The organism is Pseudomonas beijingensis (assembly GCF_030687295.1).
Lineage (GTDB): Bacteria > Pseudomonadota > Gammaproteobacteria > Pseudomonadales > Pseudomonadaceae > Aquipseudomonas > Aquipseudomonas beijingensis.
The window spans coordinates 3121547-3144401 of sequence record NZ_CP117425.1 but is presented as its reverse complement, the minus strand read 5'-3'; the positions used below and the strand labels follow the sequence as shown (position 1 = coordinate 3144401).

The 22855-nt window shown below is 57.7% G+C and carries 26 protein-coding genes and 2 pseudogenes; 18 read left to right on the top strand and 10 right to left on the bottom strand.

Annotation, left to right across the window (positions count from 1 at the left end; genetic code table 11):
* Window position 1 precedes the first annotated feature (1 nt).
* Window positions 2–442 carry a phage tail protein gene (locus tag PSH84_RS14215; protein WP_003199732.1) on the top strand — a complete coding sequence of 147 codons (441 nt, stop codon included), beginning with the start codon at window positions 2–4 and terminating at the stop codon, window positions 440–442.
* Window positions 439–1719 (top strand): phage late control D family protein, encoded by a 1281-nt coding sequence (locus PSH84_RS14210; protein WP_305483105.1) that lies wholly within the window; start codon window positions 439–441, stop codon window positions 1717–1719. Before PSH84_RS14215 ends, PSH84_RS14210 begins: the two co-directional genes overlap by 4 nt.
* Here PSH84_RS14210 and PSH84_RS14205 read toward each other — a convergent pair.
* The 4 genes from PSH84_RS14205 to PSH84_RS14190 all read right to left on the bottom strand — a co-directional run bounded on the left by PSH84_RS14205 (window position 1716) and on the right by PSH84_RS14190 (window position 4410).
* A complete protein-coding gene (locus PSH84_RS14205; protein ID WP_305483104.1) occupies window positions 1716–2411 on the bottom strand; it encodes a hypothetical protein in 696 nt (231 codons plus the stop codon). The genes PSH84_RS14210 and PSH84_RS14205 overlap by 4 nt on opposite strands.
* Window positions 2408–2806 carry a hypothetical protein gene (locus PSH84_RS14200; protein ID WP_305483103.1) on the bottom strand — a complete coding sequence of 133 codons (399 nt, stop codon included), beginning with the start codon at window positions 2804–2806 and terminating at the stop codon, window positions 2408–2410. Before PSH84_RS14200 ends, PSH84_RS14205 begins: the two co-directional genes overlap by 4 nt.
* 9 nt (window positions 2807–2815) lie before the next feature.
* Window positions 2816–3874 (bottom strand): hypothetical protein, encoded by a 1059-nt coding sequence (locus tag PSH84_RS14195; RefSeq protein ID WP_305483102.1) that lies wholly within the window; start codon window positions 3872–3874, stop codon window positions 2816–2818.
* A gap of 311 nt (window positions 3875–4185) precedes the next feature.
* A complete protein-coding gene (locus PSH84_RS14190) occupies window positions 4186–4410 on the bottom strand; it encodes a hypothetical protein (RefSeq protein ID WP_305483101.1) in 225 nt (74 codons plus the stop codon).
* 285 nt (window positions 4411–4695) lie between these two features.
* Here PSH84_RS14190 and PSH84_RS14185 point away from each other — a divergent pair, with 285 nt between their 5' ends.
* From PSH84_RS14185 to PSH84_RS14135, 10 genes and pseudogenes are all read left to right on the top strand, one after another.
* The gene (locus PSH84_RS14185; protein WP_144924355.1) at window positions 4696–4944 is read left to right on the top strand and encodes a helix-turn-helix domain-containing protein; all 249 of its coding nucleotides are present in this window, start codon (window positions 4696–4698) and stop codon (window positions 4942–4944) included.
* 40 nt (window positions 4945–4984) lie between these two features.
* Window positions 4985–5459 (top strand): annotated as a pseudogene (locus tag PSH84_RS14180) (YmfL family putative regulatory protein).
* Window positions 5456–5746 (top strand): Ogr/Delta-like zinc finger protein, encoded by a 291-nt coding sequence (locus PSH84_RS14175; protein WP_003183346.1) that lies wholly within the window; start codon window positions 5456–5458, stop codon window positions 5744–5746. Before PSH84_RS14180 ends, PSH84_RS14175 begins: the two are co-directional and overlap by 4 nt.
* Window positions 5743–6114 carry a hypothetical protein gene (locus PSH84_RS14170; protein ID WP_305483099.1) on the top strand — a complete coding sequence of 124 codons (372 nt, stop codon included), beginning with the start codon at window positions 5743–5745 and terminating at the stop codon, window positions 6112–6114. The genes PSH84_RS14175 and PSH84_RS14170 overlap by 4 nt, the downstream gene beginning before the upstream one ends.
* Before the next feature lie 75 nt (window positions 6115–6189).
* Window positions 6190–6423: a hypothetical protein gene (locus tag PSH84_RS14165; protein ID WP_305483098.1), complete on the top strand. Its 234-nt coding sequence runs from the start codon at window positions 6190–6192 to the stop codon at window positions 6421–6423.
* Between the two features lie 6 nt (window positions 6424–6429).
* Window positions 6430–9282, top strand: a complete 2853-nt coding sequence (locus PSH84_RS14160; protein WP_305483097.1) for a toprim domain-containing protein — start codon at window positions 6430–6432, stop codon at window positions 9280–9282.
* 58 nt (window positions 9283–9340) lie between these two features.
* On the top strand, window positions 9341–9679 hold the full coding sequence (locus tag PSH84_RS14155) for a DUF7673 family protein (RefSeq protein WP_305389110.1): 339 nt from the start codon (window positions 9341–9343) through the stop codon (window positions 9677–9679).
* A gap of 260 nt (window positions 9680–9939) precedes the next feature.
* Window positions 9940–10203 carry a hypothetical protein gene (locus PSH84_RS14150; RefSeq protein WP_305483096.1) on the top strand — a complete coding sequence of 88 codons (264 nt, stop codon included), beginning with the start codon at window positions 9940–9942 and terminating at the stop codon, window positions 10201–10203.
* A 275-nt stretch (window positions 10204–10478) separates the two neighbouring features.
* Complete coding sequence (locus PSH84_RS14140) at window positions 10479–11009, top strand: DUF2786 domain-containing protein (RefSeq protein ID WP_305483094.1); 531 nt, start codon at window positions 10479–10481, stop codon at window positions 11007–11009.
* A 256-nt stretch (window positions 11010–11265) separates the two neighbouring features.
* On the top strand, window positions 11266–11541 hold the full coding sequence (locus PSH84_RS14135) for a pyocin activator PrtN family protein (protein WP_305483093.1): 276 nt from the start codon (window positions 11266–11268) through the stop codon (window positions 11539–11541).
* On the opposite strand, the gene PSH84_RS14130 is transcribed toward PSH84_RS14135, so the two are convergent.
* Window positions 11516–12667, bottom strand: a complete 1152-nt coding sequence (locus tag PSH84_RS14130) for a site-specific integrase (RefSeq protein WP_305483092.1) — start codon at window positions 12665–12667, stop codon at window positions 11516–11518. The two genes, PSH84_RS14135 and PSH84_RS14130, sit on opposite strands and share 26 nt — an antisense overlap.
* A 103-nt stretch (window positions 12668–12770) precedes the next feature.
* Here PSH84_RS14130 and dusA point away from each other — a divergent pair, with 103 nt between their 5' ends.
* Window positions 12771–13781 (top strand): tRNA dihydrouridine(20/20a) synthase DusA, encoded by a 1011-nt coding sequence (gene dusA / locus PSH84_RS14125; RefSeq protein ID WP_305483091.1) that lies wholly within the window; start codon window positions 12771–12773, stop codon window positions 13779–13781.
* A gap of 177 nt (window positions 13782–13958) precedes the next feature.
* The gene (gene tal / locus PSH84_RS14120; protein WP_305470378.1) at window positions 13959–14885 is read left to right on the top strand and encodes a transaldolase; all 927 of its coding nucleotides are present in this window, start codon (window positions 13959–13961) and stop codon (window positions 14883–14885) included.
* Window positions 14886–15102: 217 nt separating this feature from the next.
* On the opposite strand, the gene rssC is transcribed toward tal, so the two are convergent.
* The 3 genes from rssC to PSH84_RS14105 all read right to left on the bottom strand — a co-directional run bounded on the left by rssC (window position 15103) and on the right by PSH84_RS14105 (window position 17800).
* Complete coding sequence (rssC, locus tag PSH84_RS14115) at window positions 15103–15585, bottom strand: anti-sigma factor antagonist RssC (RefSeq protein WP_025212773.1); 483 nt, start codon at window positions 15583–15585, stop codon at window positions 15103–15105.
* A complete protein-coding gene (gene rssB / locus PSH84_RS14110; protein WP_305483090.1) occupies window positions 15585–16766 on the bottom strand; it encodes a two-component system response regulator RssB in 1182 nt (393 codons plus the stop codon). The genes rssC and rssB overlap by 1 nt, the downstream gene beginning before the upstream one ends.
* Window positions 16767–17110: 344 nt before the next feature.
* On the bottom strand, window positions 17111–17800 hold the full coding sequence (locus PSH84_RS14105; RefSeq protein WP_305483089.1) for an MlaA family lipoprotein: 690 nt from the start codon (window positions 17798–17800) through the stop codon (window positions 17111–17113).
* 201 nt (window positions 17801–18001) lie between these two features.
* Here PSH84_RS14105 and pcrP point away from each other — a divergent pair, with 201 nt between their 5' ends.
* Together pcrP and PSH84_RS14095 are read left to right on the top strand one after the other, a co-directional pair.
* On the top strand, window positions 18002–18622 hold the full coding sequence (gene pcrP / locus PSH84_RS14100; protein ID WP_305470377.1) for an HAD superfamily inactivated hydrolase PcrP: 621 nt from the start codon (window positions 18002–18004) through the stop codon (window positions 18620–18622).
* A gap of 108 nt (window positions 18623–18730) precedes the next feature.
* Window positions 18731–18994 carry a DUF4404 family protein gene (locus PSH84_RS14095; protein ID WP_122567958.1) on the top strand — a complete coding sequence of 88 codons (264 nt, stop codon included), beginning with the start codon at window positions 18731–18733 and terminating at the stop codon, window positions 18992–18994.
* A 187-nt stretch (window positions 18995–19181) separates the two neighbouring features.
* On the opposite strand, the gene queF is transcribed toward PSH84_RS14095, so the two are convergent.
* The gene (gene queF, locus PSH84_RS14090) at window positions 19182–20021 is read right to left on the bottom strand and encodes an NADPH-dependent 7-cyano-7-deazaguanine reductase QueF (RefSeq protein ID WP_305483088.1); all 840 of its coding nucleotides are present in this window, start codon (window positions 20019–20021) and stop codon (window positions 19182–19184) included.
* 61 nt (window positions 20022–20082) lie between these two features.
* A pseudogene (gene copI, locus PSH84_RS14085) lies at window positions 20083–20605 on the bottom strand (copper-resistant cuproprotein CopI).
* Window positions 20606–20756: 151 nt separating this feature from the next.
* Here copI and PSH84_RS14080 point away from each other — a divergent pair.
* Together PSH84_RS14080 and PSH84_RS14075 are read left to right on the top strand one after the other, a co-directional pair.
* Window positions 20757–21437 (top strand): heavy metal response regulator transcription factor, encoded by a 681-nt coding sequence (locus PSH84_RS14080; RefSeq protein WP_122567955.1) that lies wholly within the window; start codon window positions 20757–20759, stop codon window positions 21435–21437.
* Window positions 21434–22786 (top strand): heavy metal sensor histidine kinase, encoded by a 1353-nt coding sequence (locus PSH84_RS14075; RefSeq protein ID WP_305483087.1) that lies wholly within the window; start codon window positions 21434–21436, stop codon window positions 22784–22786. The genes PSH84_RS14080 and PSH84_RS14075 overlap by 4 nt, the downstream gene beginning before the upstream one ends.
* The last annotated feature ends 69 nt before the right edge of the window (window positions 22787–22855 follow it).

Sequence of the window (22855 nt, the reverse complement as noted above, 5' to 3'; positions counted from 1 at the left end):
CATGATGCTAGCCTTGGGCATGTTCGTGTTCAGCCTGTCCACCGCCGCTTACCAGGAGCTGCAACGCCAAACCGAGTGGCGCCATACGAGCAACAGCCGCGTCGGCGCCGCTCCGGCTCGGCAGTTTGTCGGGCGCGGCGACGACACCATCACCCTGCCCGGCGTCATCCTGCCGGAGCTGGCCGGCAGCGCCCTTAGCCTCGACGCCCTGCGCCTAATGGCGAACACCGGCAAGGCCTGGCCGATGGTCGAAGGCAGCGGCCGGATCTACGGCCTGTGGGTTATCGATGGCCTGAGCGAAACCAAAACGCTGTTCTTCCGTGACGGTACGCCTCGGCGTATTGAATTCACGATCAACCTCAAGCGCATCGATGACGACCGGATCGATCTCCTCGGTGCCGGTACCAGCGCAGGCGTCAACATCTTGAGGGCGCTGCTGTGATTGATGCAGCCCTGTCCAAGGTTACCGGCTATGTCGAAGACCTGATCGAGCGCTACCGCCGCGATGCGGCCTACCCGGTGGCGGCGTTTCGTCTCACGGTCGATGGCAACGACATCGCCCAGTTGATCAGCCCACGGCTGATGAGCCTGGAGCTGACCGACAATCGTGGGATCGAGGCCGACCAGCTCAGCATCACCCTCAGTGACCATGACGGGCTGCTGGCGATCCCGCCCAAAGGCGCGACCATCCGACTGTGGCTGGGTTGGAGCGACACAGGCCTGGTGGACAAAGGCACCTACACCGTCGATGAAACCGAACACAGCGGCGCGCCGGATGTATTGAGCATCCGCGCCCGCTCGGCGGACCTTCGCAAAGGCCTTAAGACCAAGCGCGAGCGCAGCTGGAGCAACACCACCCTCGGCGATGTTCTGGGCGATATCGCCCTGGGCAACGGCCTCACCGCCACCATTTCCGGCGCCTTAGACGGTTTGCCCATTCTGCAGTTGGACCAGGCCAACGAATCCGATGCCAACCTGATCAGCCGCGTGGGGGAAGAGTTCGACGCCGTGGTCACCGTCAAGGCCGGCTGCCTGCTGTGCCTGCCGGCGGGCGGCGGCAAGACAGCCACGGGCGCCGAGCTGCCGCATATCACCCTTGCCCGCGCCGATGGCGACCAACACCGCTACCTGCAAGCTGACCGCGACAGCTACGACGGTGTGCGCGCCTATTTCTACGACGTGAACAGTGCGAAGAAACAGGAGGCCATCGCCGGCGGCGGTGAAAACCTCAAAGACCTACGCCACACCTTCAGCGACCGCCAGTCCGCCCTGCGTGCTGCCCGGGCCGAGTTCAACCGGTTGCAACGCGGTAGCGCGACGCTCAGCTACACCCTGGCCCGGGGCAGGCCTGACTTGATTCCCGAACTGACCTACACGCTCCAGGGCGTGAAGCCTGAGATCGACGAGATCATCTGGTATGGCGGCAATGTGCAGCACACCCTTAGCCCGGACAATGGATACACCGTCAGCCTAGAACTGGAGAGCAAGCTGCCCGAGGATACGGTTGAAGGGTTGGCGGAGGAAAACAAAGGGGATTACACAGGGATCATCGCGTACTACCGCGATAAGAAGACCGGCAAGGAAAAGACTGTGACGGTAGGGGATCAGAGCAAGCCGAAGCGGCTGCGGTGGTTGTATGCGAGCGAAAAAACCGCAAAACGGGCGGTAACGAGAGAGTACCAACGAATGAAAAATCCGACCGATTCGCCCATATCCTAAGAAGAAGTCGCTTTCTTCTTCGCACCTTTATCTGCCTTTGGCTTGGCGGCCCTTCTATCTTTTGGGTCAAAGCCAAGAATGATACCGATGTGTTTCACCTTAAAAGGAGTTCCAGATCTGTCGTGCTTATGGACACTATAGAATACGAAATTTGGACGTTCCTTACAGGCGGCTTCGATATAACCATCCAGAGCTTGGTTCGCCAGATGGGCTCTCCAAGCAGCCATAACACTCGCAGCATCATTATTTTTAATATAAATCAACATACCACCGCAATCCTGATTAGCATCGCCAGTAGAGTAACGAGTCGTTAACTGCTGAAAGCCTTTATAAAGATAATCATAATCCGAGTGAATCTTAGCCTCACCTATCCATAAAAAATTATCTTTCTTACCACGAACGACCAGATCGGAATGACCACCAATTTTTTCGTCATGAGTAGCAACATAACCAAGAAGACGTAGGGCACGTTTTATTTCTGTAGTTAGCCTGTCCTCACCATCCTTTTTTAGTAACTCAGGATTTTCCTGAAAACCGCCGAGAACAGCGTCGAGGTCCTTATAAAGCACATTAACAAAATCTTCATACGTATCCGCCAAAAGGCGATTAAAAAACAATTCAACCCCTGGAATTATTGGCCCCATAGCTCTTAGCTGAGCTATTGTCAAGTTATCGAGAGCAACCTCAGTCATTCTTGTTTGCCCTCCACCACTGCACGACTCGGCACAAAATACGGGTAAATTTTGTTCTCGTAGTCAGGGACCTCAACCCCATTTTCTGGGTGCATAAGCTTATTTGTTCGCTGCGCCTCATCCAGATACTCAGGATCCAAATCAAAAATTTCATTTTCAATTATCAATTCAAATTTCATATCTAATAAAGGCACTGAAGCCCCTGTAAGATATTGAGTCATCTGGACTACGAGCAACAAATCATCGAGACCAGCTATTTTAGCAAGCCTTGTAAAAGTCAAATGAGCAATATCATCATGAGAGTAGACATATTCAACAAGACGCAAGCAAGCTCCCTTCAGAGGTTCTGAAGGATCATCATCTGCTATGCGGTTAATGACTACATCTTTCTTCATAATAAGCTCTTATAGAACTTTACTTAATACAAAATCGTAATCTTCCTGAGATGTGCAGTTTAGCACATGCAAAATATCAATCACTGGATTTTTGTCACTCGCTATTGAAAAGTGTGCGGGAATAGAAATCTCAGGTTCTCCATTCCCCGTAGGTGAAGGCCAATGTTTTGATATCGAATACGCATTCAGATCAACTACAGCAACCGTACCACCATGGTGATAAGGATCCAATCGCACGTCTCGGCTCTTGTGTCTCATCTTTTCACGGTATATACCAGCTGCGTCTGTGACATGCCCTAGTTCTCCAACCACTCCGTCATTGGTATCATATAGCTTCTTAATAGCGGGATAAAAATTCAACTTGGTACTGAGAACATCAAGCGCACCAATATTTTTCGCAGCAAATTGAGAAACTAGCTGCTCAATTCTACGTAAACGACGACCAATATCGTCCGCATTGAATTTCTTGACTCCATCTAGCCTGATCTCTATCAAACCGTCATCAGGCAGAAGGCTCACCACATCGTATAGCTGTATTGGTCTGCGCCGAATGCCTATTAATTCGTCAAACACTCCAAAGTCTTTTGTCGCGTCATCATCTAGAGAATCGCCAGGAAGCTCTTCTCGCTCAGTAATGTATTGCTTCGAACACATCATAAAATTGGTGCGATCTTTTTCATCCCACTGAGCGGCACAGACGATTTCTAATGGAGCCTTTAAAAGCTCATCAAGCGTTAGAGGAAAGGGAAAACCCTTCGTGTATACGCTGCCCTTATCAACAAACCCCTTACTCATCGCATCAGTTAATAGACTGATAACTTTTGAATCCACCTCATAGATCTTGACTACCTTATCACAATACAGTGTCATCTCATTATGAATCGAAACAAGCGAAGCGGCACAGGCGTCCTTCGTATCTTTCTTCTTAAGTTCCGGAACAATTTTGGCGATAGTCTGCTGCCACCCAGTCGAAACAGGTAAATCGTGATTTTTTAAAGCATTCCTTACACTCTTAAATGAGACATCGCGAACTTGAAGCGCATCAATATAGGACAAAGGATTTATCATTAACGCCTCATATATCTCAAGATATGAAATTTAGGCTTATCGGCAACACAATCTAAGCACGTATCAATTAGATACGTGCAACTGTAAGCCAGGACTATTTAGGAAGTGAGAACGCGCGGAGCCTGATAGGCTCAGCGACTTACCGGGGGTTGTAAAAAGCTCACGGCAACGGTGAAAAGTACTGCTTTGCATGTCTCAAATCCCTCTGCTGACTAGCGCGGCACCGATGAATTCGCTCGCCTCACGAACTGGCTGGAACGAGTGGATCATCGGCCTCCTGCCCTGGCTGATCCGTTCTTAATGGGTACAGATTATGCTGGCCGTTTGGTATCGGCAAGGGCTTCAGTCAAATCCTTGAGGCGCTGCTCGACATCCATTAAGCGTTTTTTCTCTTCAGCAGCGCTTTGTATCTCCCGCTTGCCCGCCTCCCCAAGCGAACGAAACAGTTCAAGGATGGCCTCCTCCTGCTTGTTTGCAGCCTGGGCCTGGGCAACCTCGCCCACCGAGCCATGAAACATGGAACCTTCACCGGTCAACAGCCAATCAACGCTTATACCCAAATGAGTATGTAAAGCTGACATCGCCTTTGCATTGGGCTCTCTCTCGTCCAGAAGGTAGTTCTGGAGCGTTCTGTAGGGGATGCCAATGATGTCGGCTGCCTTGTTTTATCGACAGGCCTTTGGCATCAAGAACGCTTCGAAGACGCTCAGCTATACTCATTTTTTCATATGATCCGATTGACGCACTCATTTTGGTGCGTATACTGCGAACAAACAGGTACATCTTAACCAACTAGGAACACATCAACCATGAGCCAAGCCATGGAAAAGCGCCAGATTCAGGCGCGACTGATCGAGCACGGCAGCAATTTTCGCCAGTTCGCGATCAGTCACGGCTACGAGCCACGCACGGTGACTCAGGTAGTTCAGCGCTGGGCAGGTCACGACACGCTGCCTCGGGGGCGGTTGTCGTTCCGCATTCTGCGTGACCTCTCCAAGGTGATCGGCAAAGAAGTTCTGCCCGGAATCCTGGCGGATTCAAACGAGCAAACTGAATGCAAGGCTGTATGAAATGACTGTAGGGGCGATGGCACCAGGGAGAAACCAGAAGATGAAACGCCCAAATACTAGCGACCAAGCGCCAAGTCATGAGCGCAGTTATTTGCGCTTACCCCGGCGGGCGCGAGTGCGCCGCTGCCCGGCTCGGCTATGAACTCAAGAAGTTCGACAACCATGTTTACGAGAACGCAGGCAGCCGCCCTCTCAGTGATGAGCAGATTCATTTGCTCGAGCAGGACGCCGGCACAACTCACTTGCCTGAATACATCGCAGCCATGTACGGCGGCATGTTCGTGCCGCTCGCTAAACCCGAGACGCTAGACAACATCGACCTGTACAGCCGGTCGGTACATGCCGCTGCGAAGCGTGGTTACGTTGATCAGATCATCGCGAAAGCGCTGGAAGACGGGGTGGTTGAACCAGGTGAGGCTGCGGCGATTCTCGGCGCTCACAATCGCTACATGGCTGCGCGCCACTCCGAAGTGCTTGCCACCATCCAGTTGCACAGCAAGGAGCGCAAGCATTGAGCACTTACAAGCTGGTCTGCCCTCACTGCCTCGGCCGCATGCGTATCCGCACCAGCGAAGGCACGCACATCTTCCTGCGGGTGGCCTACCTGCAATGCACCAACGAAGCCTGCGGCTGGTCGGTGCGAGCTGAGTTCGAAATGACTCATGAAATGAGCCCCAGCGGCATGGCGAACCCCTCCGTCAAGCTGCCCATCGCCGACATTGCCCTGCGCCGTGCCGCGATGAAGTCCGCCAACGATCAACCCGACCTGCTCGACCAAATGGAAATGGAGTGTGCGCAATGAACCATGAAGAACTTGACCACGACTACCGCAGCAGCATGCAACGGGTGGCGTTTGCCTACCTGCAACGGCACGAAGCGCAGCACCTGGTGGACTCGGATCTGTTGTACGAAAACTGCGTTCGACACATGACCACCGCGCTGGAAGTGCCGGTGTTCATGGGGCAGAAACTGGTGCACAACGCTTGGACTGAATTGCAAGTCATCAACCAGCGCAAGTGGATCGGCGTGGACTGGGGCAACAGCCCAGGCAGCACTGTCGTCCACCTAATCGATACCCGGGCCGACCTTCGGTACCCGGTTCCGGCAAGGCTGCTACCGCAGACCCTGCTCGCCCGGCGCGATAACGCGCTGAAGCAACACCCTCAGTAACCCCCGTTTAAACAACCCGCCCTGCCCCGCTTCCCGTGGGTTTGGGTGAGCTTTGCCCGAAATCCGAGGTGAACCATGCAATTCGACGTCGCCATCACCGCAAAACTGCCCCGCGAAGAGGCCGAAGCGCTGCTCCAAGCGCTACGGAGCCAGTACGCACAGCAGTTTAACGAGCATTGGTACGACGACCGCTTTCGCATGATCCCCGAGGGGTTGCGGCATGGCTCGTTGCTCGCGGCCTTCCCGGTGATGGCCGCGCAAAAACGCCTGATTGGCGCCCTTAAATACAGTCTCGGCGAAGTGAAGTAAGACCCGATGAATAAGCGACTCGACATTTCCCATGGCTCAAAAACTTATGTACGTAAGCCCATGGAACACAAGCTGCGCGCTGATGTGCTTCAGCGCCTTGAGTCCGATTACGGCCTGCAACACATGGTCGGTACGAATTACATGCGCAAGGGCACTTGCCCTCAGTGCAACCAGAAGCGCTTGTTTTCTCGCCATGATGAACCCTGGTTTATTCGCTGCGGCCGTGAGGACAAGTGCCGATACCAGGCCCCAGTCAAGGAGCTTTACCCCGACCTTTTTGACGACTGGAGCAAGCGAGCGCCAGCCACCAACGATGAGCCAACAGCTACCGCAAAGGCATACCTCACCTTTGCTCGCGGCTTTCGGCTGGAGCTGATTGAGGGCTGGTACACCCAGGAAAGTTACTTTGACCGCGACCTGAATATTGGCTCGGCCACGGTGCGATTCCCCCTGGAGCATGGCGGGTACTGGGAGCGCTTGATCGACCAGCCCTCACGCTTCGGCAAGAAGAAGGCTCGCTTCCAACCCAAGCAAAGCTACAAGGGCTACTGGTGGTGTCCACCTTGTGTCGATGTTCTCCAGGTTGATGAACTGTGGATCGTCGAGGGCATTTTCGACGCCATAGCGCTCATCCATAACGGCATTTCCGCAGTCGCCGCGTTGTCTTCCAACGCTTTTCCGGAAGAATCGTTAAAGGCCTTGATAGCGGACCGTAGCGGGAAGCCGCCAAAGTTGGTCTGGGCCCTGGATAACGAGCCTGGCGCGCAAAAGTACACCAAGTCGTGGGTCAAGCAGGCTCGCGAGCTGGGCTTCGTTTGCGAGGCCGCGCAGATCCCGCAACTAGATGCTCGCAAGGTCGATTGGAACGATCTGCATCAACGCTGGGCGTTTCTGGACGGTGACGAGGCACGTGCCCAGCGGATCGACAAAGACCTCAAAGAAGCCAAGCACCAGGGCGCTCTGCTGATCGCCGAGAGCGCCACCGATAAAGCATTGCTCATGTACCAGTGGCGGGAACGGGAGGAGTTTCACTTCTGTTTCGACTCCCGCTTGTACTGGTGGAAGTTGGATATTTCCAAGTTCAACAGCGCCAAACAGGCGCTCGATGACAGCGACAAAAAAGAAGACCAACTACTCAACGAAAAGGCCATTCGCGAAAAGGCACTGCGCATGTCTGGCTGCGTGGTCGAGATCGCGAATTGCTACCCCAAGGCACTGTATTTCCAGCGCAACGAGATAACCGACGAGTCCTGGTATTTCTTCCGCGTCGATTTCCCGCACGACGGTGGCTCTGTGAAAAACACCTTCACGGGCGGCCAGGTCGCTGCTGCCAGCGAGTTTAAGAAACGACTTCTCGGCATGGGCGCCGGTGCGGTGTTCACCGGCAGCGGACAGCAGCTGGACAAGATCATGAAAGACCAACTGTTCGGCATTAAAACCGTCCAGACCATCGACTACGTCGGCTACAGCCGGGAGTACGGGTGCTATGTATTCAACGACGTGGCCGTTCGCGAAGGGCAACTGATCACCATTAACGAAGAAGAGTTTTTCGAAATGGGCAAGCTGAAACTCAAGAGCTTGCAGAAAGGAGTCAAGATCCAACTCACCAAGGACGCGAAGAACTATGACCCGCGCTGGCTGGATCTGCTCTGGCAATGCTTCGGTACCCAGGGCATCGTCGCTCTGACGTTTTGGTTCGGCTCGCTGTTCGCCGAGCAAATTCGTCATCGCTACCAGTCGTTCCCCTTCCTTGAGGCCACCGGTGAAGCCGGTGCCGGCAAGACAACCTTGCTGACGTTGTTATGGAAGTTACTCGGCCGTGATGGGTATGAGGGCTTCGACCCGTCCAAATCCACCAAGGCCGGCCGCAGCCGCTTGATGGGCCAGGTGTCTGGCATGCCTATCGTGTTGCTGGAATCCGACCGTAGTGGTGAGGACAAGGCACACGCCAAAACTTTCGAATGGGATGAGCTGAAGGACTATTACGGCGGCGGCACGCTGGCGACTAAAGGGGTTAAAACCGCCGGCAACGAAACGTATGAGCCGCCATTCCGGGGAACCATTGCCATCAGCCAGAACGCGCCGGTGGTGGCCTCTGAAGCGATCATGACCCGCATCGTCAAACTGCACTTCGTGCGGCCGAACGTGACCCCAGAGAGCCGCGCAGCTGCGGACTTACTCAACGCCTTGGAAGGCGCGACGCTGAGCAACTTCGTGTTGCAGGCCGTGCGCAAAGAAGCCGAGGTCATGGATCTGTTTGCACAGTGCCTGCCCGGCTACGAAGCGAAACTGCGCTGCCTGCACTCGCACTGCTTCGCTTGCGACACTCCTTTCAAAGACGAACAAAGCGACTGCGTACATTGCGGCAACAAGCTGCGCGGCTATATCCGTGTCGAGCGGATCAACAAGAACCACGCCCAATTGCTCGCGTTGCTCGACTGCCTGCGGATGGTGGTTTCGCTCACCGATGCGCAGATCAGCAACACCCGCACCCAGATTATTCGCATGGCGATAGAGCGCCAGGCCTCCATCAGTTCCGATCATCCGGTCGTGGCCGAATTTTGGGAGGTGTACGAGTATCTGGAAGGCCTCGACGCCGATGGGCCCGTGGTCAACCACAGCAAGAAAGACAACATCATCGCCATCAACCTCAACGACTTCGTGAAGTGCGCCGCAGAGCATCGCCAGAAAATTGCCGATGTCAGCGAGCTGCGCGAGCGGCTGAAGGACTCCCGCTCTCGAAAGCTGATCGACATCAACAAGGCGACGGATAGCGCGGTGCGGGCTCACCAGGCCAAGCACAGCAACGCGGTCATCACCAAGCAGCCCATCGTGAAGTGCTGGCACTTCCAGGCCTGACCAATCGACAGCAACACACACCAGGCGCGGCAACGCCTGCCACTCAAGGAGAAGCACCATGCACAACAAAACGCTCAAAGATTCCTTTGACGAGTTGTTCCAGTACCAGGCCGAACGTCCGGCCATCCGCAAAGCCGGCGTCGAGGCACTGGTTCGCTTGCTGCCGGTTGCGCAGCGCGACACAGGTCAAAGCGGGGTAATCGGGCGTTTTCTGCTCGGGTTGTACAACGGCCCGGCACATCCGTTTGACCTGACCGAGCTGCGCCGTCTCGACGCAGGCCTGTTCGACGACTGCATTGCAGTCCTGCGGCTAGATAACAGCCCCGAGCAAGAGGTTCACACCTATTTCCCCGACGGTGATGAGATCTGGCAGGACCTGCGTAGGGTCTGGGCATGAAGTGGGCACCGAAACGCAACCGAGACGGGCAAGTGCAACAGAACTGTTGGATTACCGATAGCGGCTACACCGTGGCCGAGTGCCGGTTGCCTGAAGCGCGATACCCGATCACTCGCCCAGGCGGCGAACTGCCTTTCGCGTACGCGAAAGACCGGGACGAAGTCATAACGATCATTAAGCAAGACCAGGCCAGAACGGCCTGAAAAGACGGTGCCGGGGAGCGGCAACTCCCCGACACCTACCACCAAAGGAGAAGCACCATGCAAGTGAATCAAACCCAAGGTAGCGCCGCAGAGGCTACCACAACCCCGTTGGCTATCGGCGACACGGTCAGCTACGTGGCAATCAGTGGCGGCGGTCGCAGCTATCGCTTCAGTGCTCGCAAAGCTGTGATTGAAGAGATCAACGGCGACGTAGCCACATTGCGTAGCGCCAATGGACGCACCACCACCCAGCCGCTGAGCAAGTTGACACCGGACGGCCAGCCCAACGGCCTGACCCGCATGCTCATGGGAGGGCAGTAATTATGTCTGTCAGCCCAGCAAGGACACGGCCAGCCATGGCAAGTCAACGCCTCGACCTGCCCAGCCGCTGCGATATCTGTGGCAAAGCGCGCTCCACTCGCAAGCACCAGGCCTGTAGTCGGATTCGCCAGAAGCGCAAAACGCTGGAGTGGGCAGCTTTCATGGCAGAGCGGGAAGCAATGAAACAAAACCAAACGCGTCGCTACGCACGCTGACAATCAAAAAGCGGAACGCGGGGAGCGGCAACTCCCCCACCGCTTACCAGGAGAAGCACCATGCAAGCACAAATGCCCCGTGTCCAGGCCAAGCTACGCAAGCTGATGGCCCTTGCAGAGCGTGGCGAAGGCGGTGAGAAGGATAATGCGCAACGCATGCTGGATAATTTGTTAGCGCGTCACGGCTTAACCCTCGACGACTTAAACGAGGAGTGCCGAGAAATCCGCTGGTTTCCGATTGTGACTGTGTACGACCGAAAGCTCGCGGCGCAGATCATGTCCAAGGTCTGCGACACATGCACTCCCAGCCTGTATACCAGCAAGAGCCGACCAAAGAAGGTCGGTGTGGAAGTTACACCGGCTGAGGCAATTGAGTTCGAGCTTCACTTCGACACTTTGAGGAACGCGCTGGCCGCGCACTTCGACGAGGCCTTCTCCGCATTTATACAGGCCAATCGATTATTTCCCGCCAGCCCATCAGGCAGTAGGGACATGGAGCTGAGCGAAAGCGACATGCGGGTCGTCGCCATGGCTTCAGCGATAAAACCAACATCTGTCCGCCCCCGCCTGGAACGGAAGGGGAACATATGACGGTTCTCTTGCTTTTGTACTTATGCAGCGACGCAACTCGTACTGACTGCCAGGTTCTGCCTGCGCAAAGCTGGCATGGGCCGGATGCCTATGAGCAATGCGTTGGCGCGTTGTCAGGGCTCACCCAGGCACTGAGCGCAACGAATCGGAATAGGCACAGGTTCATTTGCGAGATTCAGGCGGATGAGGCGCAACCTGCAGGACGTGCCGCCCGGCCGACGCTCATTCATCAATCGTTTCGGATGTGAGGGACATCATGAACACAGCCTTTATCCTGATGGCCCAGTACGACGGCCAAGCGATTATCTCGCTGGAGCAGGTTTGCCGGGACTACTTCACGCACCTGACGCCAGACATGTTCCAGCGCAAGGTGATGAGCGGTCAGATCAAGATACCCATCACCCGCCTGGAACGTAGCCAGAAGTCGGCCAAGGGGATCCACTTAACCGACCTGGCTGCGTATCTCGATCTACAGCGCGCAGCCGCGGTTAAAGAAAACAGCCAGCTCAACGGGTTAAAACACGCCTTTTAAGCCACTTCATTGATGCGGCGCCCAGTTGGACGGGCGCCCTCAATATCTCTTCGTACCATTCCCAGCCCACATAGCGATCCCCCTTGCCACGTAGGTGGGTGTAGCGCCTCAGCGAATTCCAGTCCCTGTGTCCTGAAACGCTCGCCACTCGGGGGATATCCCAGTCCATTTCGAACAGACGGCTTACGCCTTCGTGCCGAAGGTCATGAAAGTGCAGGTTCTGGATATTCAAGAGCTTGCAGGCCTTCGCCCAGGACGTGGAAATTGATTCAGGGCTGTAGGGAAAAATGTCTTCGCCGGCTCTGGGCATGGTCTGGAGAATCTTCCAGGCCTCGTCAGGCAGGTAGCACCACACGTCGTTGCCGATCTTCTGGCCTGGGTTCTTCATGTCGCGTACCAGAACTCGCTGGCCGGGCTCGTCGAGGTCGTCCCAGCGAATCCGGGTGATTTCGTCTAGACGGCGCGTCGAGAACAGGGCGAAGCCCACCACTTTCATCATGTTGATGATGCTTCGACGCCGGGCCTGCATGTCCTGGTAATGCTTCATGAGCGCCCCCAGCTCGTCCAACGTAGGGCGCCGGTCACGCTCGCGGCTTTTCAAGTTGTAGCCGAGCTTGCGCAGTACGCGCCGTGCGCCCCCCATCGCCAGAGGGTCTAGCTGATAACCCCACGCGTCCTTGCCGATGGAAAGCACGGCGCCGAGGTGGGCCAAGTCGTTGCCGGCGGTCTGCGGCTGGACGCCTCCCCCCTCGGGGCTCATCCGCCATAGCGCGTAATCGACCAGGCACTGGGTGTTGACCTGGGTATCGTCCAGCTTACCCATGTACGTTTCGCCAATGGCCGTGAGGGTTGCTCGTTTCGTCTTGCCCAGCGGCCGGGCTTTCTCGACCTCAATCAGGTACTGGTCAATCATTTCTTTGAGCGTGACGCCTTTGCGGCTCGCTCGCTCAATCGCACCAGGTTCATCCAGTTCGGATTCACGCTTGCGCGCCCAGGCCTGTGCCGTCTGTTTTCGGGCGAAGGTCTGGCTCTCTTGATAGACTTGCACTCCGTCGCGCTTGATGCGGATCTGAGCCGTGTAGCTAACAGACCCATCCGCCAGTTTTCTTGCCCTGATAGTCGCCATGTCAAAAGTGGTACGCGTCAGTTTTGAAGTGGTACATCGTACCACCGAGCCCTAAAAAACGCCTGAAAACGCCCGAAATCACGCCCAGAACACGTTGAGTAAAATGCTAGATAAACAGAGCCTTAGCCCAGTAAATACGCGGCCTACGCTGTCTCGGCGCTTCAGTGTTGCACCCATGATGGATTGGACCGACGCCCACTGTCGCTTCTTCCTACGCATCCTCTCCAAACACGCCCTGCTCTACACCGAAATGGTTACCACTGGCGCCCTACTCAACGGTGACCACGAACGCTTCCTGCGCCACCACGAGTCCGAACACCCCCTGGCCCTGCAACTGGGCGGCAGCGTCCCGGCCGACTTGGCCGCCTGCGCCCGCATGGCCCAGGAGCACGGCTACGACGAGGTGAACCTCAACGTCGGCTGCCCCAGCGACCGGGTGCAGAACAATATGATCGGCGCGTGCCTGATGGGCCATCCGGGGTTAGTGGCCGATTGCGTGAAAGCCATGCGCGATGCGGTGTCGATTCCGGTGACGGTCAAGCATCGCATCGGGATCAATGGGCGGGACAGTTACGAGCAGTTGTGTGAGTTTGTCGGGACGGTGCGTGAGGCCGGTTGTACGAGTTTTACCGTGCATGCGCGGATTGCGATTCTGGAGGGGCTGTCGCCGAAGGAGAATCGCGACATCCCGCCGCTGCGTTATGACGTGGCCGCGCGGTTGAAAGCGGATTTTCCGGAGTTGGAGATTGTGCTCAACGGTGGAATCAAGACGCTGGAGGCGTGCCACGAACATCTGCAGACGTTCGACGGCGTGATGCTGGGGCGCGAGGCCTATCACAATCCTTATCTGCTGGCTGAAGTGGATCAGCAGTTGTTTGGCAGCACCGCGCCGATCATCACCCGGGCCGAGGCGCTGGCGCAGTTGCGACCTTATATCGCCGATCACCTGGCCGCTGGCGGGGCGATGCATCACATCACCCGTCACGTGTTGGGCTTGGGCACCGGGTTCCCGGGAGCGCGGCGGTTTCGGCAGTTGTTGTCGGTGGACATTCACAAAACCAAGGATCCATTGGCGTTGCTGGATCAGGCCGGGCAACTGCTGGAAGGGCGTTAACCGTCACTTGCTTTGAACCTGCACGCGGTTTTGGCATCGTATCTACCGATACCGCCCCGGCCTTTCAAACAGCCGTTTTCAGGTTGTTGCCGCTGGGGCCGTCGATACCTCTTCACGCCCTTGAGTGGCTGCCGGCCCTCGGGTAATGTCAACGGACCCATAGGACAGAGCACGCTCATGACTTCCAAGCTGGAACAACTCAAGCAATTCACCACCGTCGTGGCCGATACCGGCGACTTCGAGGCCATTGCCCGCGTCAAACCCGTGGACGCTACCACCAACCCTTCCCTGCTGCTCAAGGCGTCGGCCATTCATGGCTATGCCGAGCAACTGAACGCTTGCGTGGCGGACTGCAAGGGCGATGTGGGCCTGGCCAGCGACCGTTTTGCCGTGGCGGTCGGGCAAGAGATTCTGAAAGTGATTCCTGGGCGTATTTCCACTGAAGTGGATGCGCGCCTGTCGTTCGACACCGAGGCCATGCTGAAGCGTGCGCATCGTCTGATCGATCTGTACGAAAAGGCCGGCATTGGCCGAGATCGCGTGTTGATCAAGATCGCCTCCACCTGGGAAGGCATTCGTGCTGCCGAGCAACTGGAGCGTGAAGGCATCCAGTGCAACCTGACGCTGCTGTTCTCCTTCGCCCAGGCCGCCGCCTGCGCCGATGCCGGGGTGTTCCTGATTTCGCCGTTCGTGGGCCGTATCTACGACTGGTACAAGAAAGCCAATGGCAACGACTACACCGGCGCGGATGATCCGGGCGTGCAGTCGGTAACGCGCATCTACAACTACTACAAGGCCAATGACTACAAGACCGTGGTCATGGGCGCGAGCTTCCGCAACCTTAACCAGATCGAGCAACTGGCCGGCTGCGACCGCTTGACCGTCAGCCCGGACCTGCTGGAAAAACTCGCCGCCGACGAAGGCAAGCTGGAGCGCAAGCTGGCGCCAGGGCAAGCTGGGGAGGCGCGCTTGATCCTCAACGAAGCGCAGTTCCGCTGGTTGTCCAACGAGGACGCCATGGCGACCGAGAAACTGGCCGAAGGCATTCGTCAGTTTGCCCGGGACCAGGAGAAGCTGGAGGCGTTGCTGCAAGCCAAGCTTTGAGCTGATTCAGCCGGCATGCAAAAAGGGCGAACCTGGTTGGGTTCGCCCTTTTTTATGCGGTTTGGCTTAAGAGTGTGGCGGCTCGACAGACGCTATCGCGAGCAAGCTCGCTCCCACAGAGGGATGTCGGTTAGGCTCGATTATGAGAACGCCACAAAACCTGTGGGAGCGAGCTTGCTCGCGATGAGGCCAGTGCAGCCTACACAAAGCCCAAGGCTCAAGGTCGCTCCAACGCATTCACCAGATCATGAAAGGCTTCACGATTGGAATCGTTGAGCCCCATGAGAATCTTGTGGGCTTCAAGCACCTTGATCCGCACTTCCTCTTCGGACTGGTCCTGGTCAGGCAGGTCGTCCAGGCACTCCGGACACGGCACAGGGTCGCCCACGATGTTGAACACCTGGTCGAAGCCCATCGATTGCAGCAGACGGGTGATGTCGTTGTGGGTGGTGACGACGGTCGGCAGCAGGCCGACCTTTTGCCGCGACAGGATCGACAGTTTGGCCAACAGGCCCAATGTGGTGCTGTCGATGCTGCGGGTTTCGGTCAGGTCGATCACGATGGCGCTGAAGTTCAGCGCGGTGAAGATCCGCTCAATAGTCGCATCCAGCGCCGAACACAGGGTCAGGCGCACTTCACCGACAAACTTCAGGACGAAGGTGCCGTCCTGCTCGGCGAACTGGATTCTACCGGTACTCATCAAAGGTTCCTGCTCAACACTAACAGGGCGATATCATCCGGCATCTCCCCGAGCGTGGCTAATCCAAACACTTGACGCAAGCCTTCCAGGCTGCCGCCCGCTGCGCTCACCCGTTCAGGCAAGGCCGCTTCTTTCTCTTTGAGTGTAGGTTCTGTCAAAAGGTCCAAAATGCCATCAGACATCAGCGTCAGGCTGAAGGTCGGCGGCAATTCCAGTACGTGATCTTCATAGGTGGCCTCGTTGAACAGGCCCACCGGCAAACCACGCCCTTCCAGATAACGAACACTGTCTGGCGTATACAACACAGGCAACGGCAGGTGACCGCCGATGCTATAGGTCAACAAACCAGTCTCCTCGTCGATGACTCCACCGACCATTGTGACGTGTTTGCCCAGCTTACAACTGATCAGGCCTCGGTTGATATGCCCAAGGACTTCTGATGGCTTGAACTCTGGCAGCGTGCCGTTGCGCTTGGATTCGAACAACAGCCGCGTGGTCATGAACTTCAACAGCACCGTCACGAAGGCCGAGGACGCACCATGGCCGGAAACGTCCGCCAGGTAGAACGCCACTCGCCGCTCATCAACGCGGAAATAGTCCACGAAATCGCCCGACAGGTACAACGACGGGATGATCTGGTGGGCAAAACGGAAATCGTCGACGGTCCAGGGGCTGACCGGCAGCATGTTCATTTGCACCTGGCGCCCGGCGTTCTGATCTTCCTGCAACAGGTTCAGGCTGGCTTCCAGCTCGCGGTTGGCGGTTTCCAGCTTCTCGCGGTAGCGCTGGTTTTCCACCAACAGGCGCGAACGGTCCAAGGCCCGGCGCACCGAGTGCTCGAGCACCGCGAGGTCTTCAAGGGGTTTGATCAGGTAATCCGCCGCACCCAGGCGCAACGCCTCGACCGCGTCGTTCATCACGCCCGCGCCCGACACCACGATCACCGGGGTCTGCGAGGAAATCTCGGTCACCTGGCGAATGAGTTCGAGTCGGCCCATCTGCGGCATGCGCAGGTCGCAGATGACCAGGTCGGGCTTGTCTTGCTCGAATACCTGAAGACCCTGTTGGCCATTGCTGGCCTGCAGGACGCTGAAACCACTGTCTTCCAAGTAGGCTGCGAGACTGGCTCGCACCACTTCGTCATCATCGATTATCAGCAGCGTGGCACTGGTTTTTGGCATGTGGGCAAACGGCGCCAGAATTAGGTTGGCGTAGCGGGCTGGGCGGTCGGGCCTGGCACGCACTACTGGATTCGCTTTCTAGCCTCTCTGTCGTACCGGTTTCAGGCCTTTGCCCTACACGCCGTTACATCAGAGGTGCCCTTCTAAGGCGCAGACGGTACTCCCATCCGCCGGGCGTTTCAAGCTCATGCAGATAGCCGCTTGCCGTCTTTATTTGTCAAAGCACAGAGAGTTATAAGAACCGAGCGAAGCGTAACTCAATGGAAGGATCAAACCCGCTCAAGCACGGCCTCAAAACACAGAAGGCGGCCTTTTGGCCGCCTTCTGTGTTTTACAGGTCGAGATTAAAAATCGTCTTCGACCTGGCCATCCTTGACCTTGAATTCGCGGTTTTGCAGGTAGGCATTGCGAATGAAAACGTATTTGTCGCCGCTCATCATCTTCTCGGCCGACAGCAGGCTGGCGCGGGTGTCGACGACGTTCAGGCCGCGAATGGAGTTACGCACCGAGACGTTATCGATATAACGGTACGGCGCCGTGTAGTCATCGACCAGCTTGGCCGGCGCGTCACGCAGGGTGCTTGGCCCCAGCAGCGGCAGCATCACATACGGACCACTGCCCAGGCCCCAGTAACCCAGGGTCTGGCCGAAATCTTCATCGCTGCGCTGCAGGCCCATCTGGGTGCCCACGTCAAAGAAGCCCAGCAGGCCGAAGGTGGTGTTGAAGATCAACCGGGCGGTGTCGACCCCGGCGGCGGCCGGCTTGGCCTGCAGCACGTTGTTGGCCAGGTTGCCGACGTCGCCGATGTTACGGAACATATTGTGGATGCCGTCCTCGAGGAACTGCGGCGTCACGTATTGATAACCCTGGGCCAGTGGCTTGAGCGCATAGGTATCGAGGGTGTCGTTGAAGGTGAAGATTGGACGGTTGATGCTTTCCCAAGGATCTTCTTCCGTCGCGGCCTGGGTGGCGAACGGAACCAGCAGGACACAAGCGGAAAGACACAGCTGAGCTAGACGATGGCTCCAGCGCATAGGGGAAAACTCCTTGGATTATTCAGGCAAGGGCGCCGAGCCCAGGCGGTAAGCTGGCTAGTATAAGACGGAACGCGTGGATAGGCAGCACCGAAAAACACGCAGGCCGTAGGACTTTTCCGCGACTGCCCCCCTTCATCTCACTGTCACCGGACTGTCATCGCAGCCCATTAGGCTGCTGGTTATTTCAAGGACGTTCCCATGCCCCGCGCCGAAGCCCTGCCCCTCCCCGCCCCCAGCCTGACCGCCGTACTGTTTGGCCTCAGCGGATGCCTGGTGGATTTCGGCGCACGCATTCGCCAGCCAGGGGCAGCGCCAGCGGATCACGCCCACCCGACACCCGGCGCCCTGGAAAGCCTGCACCGCTTGCAACACCTGAATATCCCCTGCGCCTGGCTCGACGAGTTGCCTCCTGCCATCAGCCATAGCCTGGCGGCCTCATTGCCCACGTCCATCAAAGCGCCGCAACTTCCTGCAACAAATTATCCATGGCCGGCGCCGCATGCCTGCTGGCAAGCGCTGATGGCGCTGAACGTCCAACAGTTGGACGGCTGCGTGTTGGTCAGCGGCGAACCACGGTTGTTGCAGTCAGGACTCAACGCAGGGTTGTGGACGATCGGACTGGCTTCCTGCGGCTCTTTGTGTGGCCTGGCGCCCGCCGAGTGGCAGGCATTGAGCCAACAAGAGCGGGAAAACAAACGCGCCAAGGCCACTGTGCAGTTGTTCGGCCTGGGGGTGCATTCAGTGATCGATCACCTGGGCGAACTCGACACTTGCCTGGCTGATATCTGCCTGCGTCGCATTAAAGGCGAGAAGCCCTGACCGGGATCATGCAGGGCACGTGAGTGTGGATTACTCTTAAGACAGGCCATGGACTTTTGACGCAGCGTCGCGGTCCATGGTGTGCCTATCAATAAAGGGAGTACGCCAATGCCTGCCCGCGAATTGCAAGAACAGCTCAATACACTGCGCGAGCAATTGGAACAGAATCCACCGCTTACCGAAGGCGAGCGCGAGGACCTGCACGCGCTGATGCAAAAGATCGAATTTGAGCTCGCGCTGGAAACCAAAACACCGGACAACAACCTCGCCGACAATGTGAACCTGGCTGTCGAACGTTTCGAGGTGGAACACCCGACGCTGGCCGGGACCTTGCGCAACATCGTGTTGGCCTTGGGCAACATGGGGATCTGAACCCTTCGAATGCAAAAAGCCCTGCTATCGCTAGCGGGGCTTTTTAGTTTCACGTGACCTGCAATGCAATCCCCTGTGGGAGCGGGCTTGCTCGCGATAGCAGTGTGTCAGCCAACCTCAATGTTGGATGTGCTGCCCTCATCGCGAGCAAGCTCGCTCCCACAAGTACCCGCTCCCACAGAGGTTATTACTGGCGGACCAGGCGCTGGTTCGGCAGTTGAACATCTTCGGTACTGCGATACGGGTTGATGTCCAGCCCACCACGGCGCACATACCGCGCATACACCGTCAACTTTTCCGGTTTGAGCAACCGCTGCAGGTCAAGAAAGATCCGCTCCACGCATTGTTCATGGAAATCCGAATGCTGACGGAAGCTGACAATGTAGGCCAGCAGGCTGGCCGGGTCCAAGGCCGCGCCACGATATTCCACCGCCACGCTGCCCCAGTCTGGCTGGCTGGTCACCGGGCAATTGGACTTGAGCAAGTGGCTGTGCAGGCTTTGCTCGACGATGCGCGAAGCATCGCAGCGCAGCAGCTCTGGGCGCGGATGCGCGTAGGAGTCGACGCTGATGTCCAGGTCGTCGATGCAGGTACCGGGCAATGCCACGATGCCTTCACGCTCCACGTCCTTGAGGCTGCGGATCCGCACACCCACCGTCTTGCCGGCCGCCGCCGACAGGTCCTGGCGCAGGGTAGCTTCCAAACTCGCGGTATCGGCGAACGGGGTCTGGTTCAAGGAGTTGAGGTACAGCTTGAAGGATTTGGATTCGATGATGTTCGGCGAATCCGCCGGGATCGCGAATTCACCGATGGCCACCACCGGCTTGCCGGAGGGCAACAGCCACGACAGCTCGAAACAGTTCCAGAAATCCACACCCTTGTATGGCAGGGTCTCGGCCGTCAGGCCCAGTTCCGCCCATTTCGCGGTGCGCGGGATCGGGAACAGCAGTGACGGCGTGTACGTGGCGATGTATTCGCTGGATTTGCCCAGCGGCGAATGTTCGGCATGTTCGGCTGCGGGATGCATGACGGAAACCTGACTGAATAATCAGCGGATTCTACCAGCCTTTGCCGCAGCCTTTGAGTGCTTACTGACTGACTGTCAGGTCGCCCTTCATCCCGGCCTGGTAGTGGCCGGGAATATTGCAGGCAAACTCCAGGCGCGTGGCCTGGCTGAAGGTCCAGGTCAGCTCGGCGGTCTTGCCCGGCTCCACCAACACGCTGTTGGGATCATCGTGGGCGCATGCTCGCCTGGTCGTGGCCCATGGCGGCATGATCCATACCCGGCTTCATCGCGGTTGGCAGCAACTGGCCGCTCTGCTGCATCTTGAGCATTTCCTGTTGATGGTCGGCGTGCATGGCCGCGTTGCCCAGGTTGAATTCGTGGAGCAACCGGCCCTTGTTGATCAGCACGAACCGAACCGTCTCGCCGGCCTTGATATCAAGGGCTCCGGGAGCGAACGTCATGTCACCCATTACCACCTCAATGCTACGACTGGCCTTGGCCGCCAGCGCTGGCTGACCAAAACCGAAATGGCCCGGCGACGCCCACAACGGCGCACTGAAAGCCAGCGCGCAAGCAGCCAGGATCAGGCGGTTCCCCATCAACATGTCCATACTCCAATCAGATTCAACGTGTGGGAAACTCTATCGTTGCAGGCCTGCCAGTCGGCTGACAGCTCGATTACAACTTTGTCAGGTTGTGCCACGAGCCCGCCTGCCACGGTATAACGCCCTCGTCCCAACCTGCCTTGAGCCGCCCATGAAATTGCTGATCGTCGAAGACCAAACCAAAACCGGCCAATACCTGCGCCAAGGCCTGGGCGAAGCCGGGTTCAACGCCGACCTGGTGGCCGACGGCGTCACCGGCCAGCAACTGGCCTTGAGCGGTGAATACGCCTTGCTGATCCTCGACGTGATGTTGCCCGGACGCGATGGCTGGCAGATCCTGCAAGCCGTCCGCGGGGCCGGGCTGGATACTCCGGTGCTGTTCCTCACCGCGCGGGACGCGGTACAGGATCGGGTCCACGGTCTGGAGCTGGGCGCCGATGATTATCTGGTCAAGCCCTTTGCCTTTTCCGAGTTGCTGGCGCGGGTGCGCAGCCTGTTGCGCCGAGGCAGTTCGACGCACCAGGAAACCAGTCTGCAACTGGCCGACTTGCGCCTGGACCTGATCCGCCGCCGTGTCGAACGCAGCGGTCGGCGCATCGACCTCACCGCCAAGGAGTTCGCCTTGCTGGAAATGCTCTTGCGCCGCCAGGGTGAAGTGCTGCCCAAGTCGCTGATCGCCTCCCAGGTCTGGGACATGAACTTCGACAGCGACACCAACGTCATCGAAGTCGCCATCCGGCGATTGCGCATCAAGATCGACGATGAGTTCCCCAATAAGCTCATCCACACCGTGCGGGGCATGGGCTACGTGCTTGAAGAGCACAGCCTGTGAGGGGCCGGTGGTCGCTGAGCAGCCGCCTGGCGCTGCTGTTCGCCGCCTGCACCGCGGTGGTGTCCTTGTTCGCCGGGGTCTTGTTCAGCCGTGGCAGCGAAGCGCATTTCATCGAGCTGGACCAGCAACTGCTCGAAGGCAAGCTGATCGGCCTGCGCCGAGCCCTGCAAGACCTCGACGCCGAGCAGACCCAGCGCCGACTGGAAGATGAACTGAGCCGTCAGGCCGACCTGGCGTTGCGCATCAAGGGCAGCGACGGTGTGCGTTGGTACGACAGTTCGATCCGGATTCCGCCTCAATTGCCGGAGCGTCCTGGCCTGTCGACCCTCAGCGATGCCGACAACGACTACCGAGTGTTGAATGCGCCGCTGTACCCAGGCCGAGCCGATTCGCCGCAGTTGACCCTGTTGCTGGACATCACCCATCACCAGCACTTCCTGCAACGGATGCAACGGCTGATCTGGCTGACCGTCGGTCTCTCGGCCCTGGCCACCGCGCTACTGGGGGCCTGGGCCGCCCGGCGGGCCTTGCGGCCGTTGCGACGCATGGGCGCCATCGCCGGCAACGTCTCGGCCCGTTCCCTCAATGCCCGACTGCCTGAAGAGCAAATGCCTGCGGAATTGGCGGAATTGGCCCACAGCATCAACGCCATGCTCGGACGCCTCGACGATGCCTTTCAGCGGCTCTCGGCGTTCTCTGCCGACATCGCCCATGAGTTGCGCACGCCGCTGTCGAACCTGCTGACCCACACCCAGGTCACCCTCACCCGCGAACGCTCCCTGGAGGATTACCGCGAGGCGTTGCACAGCAACCTCGAAGAACTGCAATGGATGGCGCAACTGGTCAACGACATGCTGTACCTGGCCAAGGCCGACCATGGCCTGCTGGCGATCAATCGCGAACCGCTGCAATTGGCCGAGGAAGTGGACGTGCTGCTGGATTTTTTCGCCCCCCTGGCCGAAGACGCCAATGTGCGCCTGAGCCGCGAGGGCGAAAGCCGTATCGAGGGTGACCGCAACATGTTGCGCCGGGCCCTTTCCAACCTGCTGGACAACGCCCTGCGCTTCACCCCCATTGGCGGCGAAGTTCGGGTGCGAATAGTCGATGGGGCTCAAGGGGTGAGCGTAAGTGTGGAAAACAGTGGCGAAGGGATTCCAGCGGACTTGCTGCCGCGCCTGTTCGACCGTTTCTACCGCGCCGACCCGGCCCGCCAGGAAGGCAGCAGCGAACACGCGGGGCTTGGACTGGCCATCACCCGCTCGATCATCCGCGCCCATGGCGGGCAGATTCGTTGTGAATCGGCCGATGGTTGGACGCGGTTTGTGATTGAGTTGCCGAAGGGTGATTGAGCTCTGACACAACCCTTTGTGGCGAGGGGATTTATCCCCGCTGGGGCGCGAAGCGGCCCTAAAACTGCC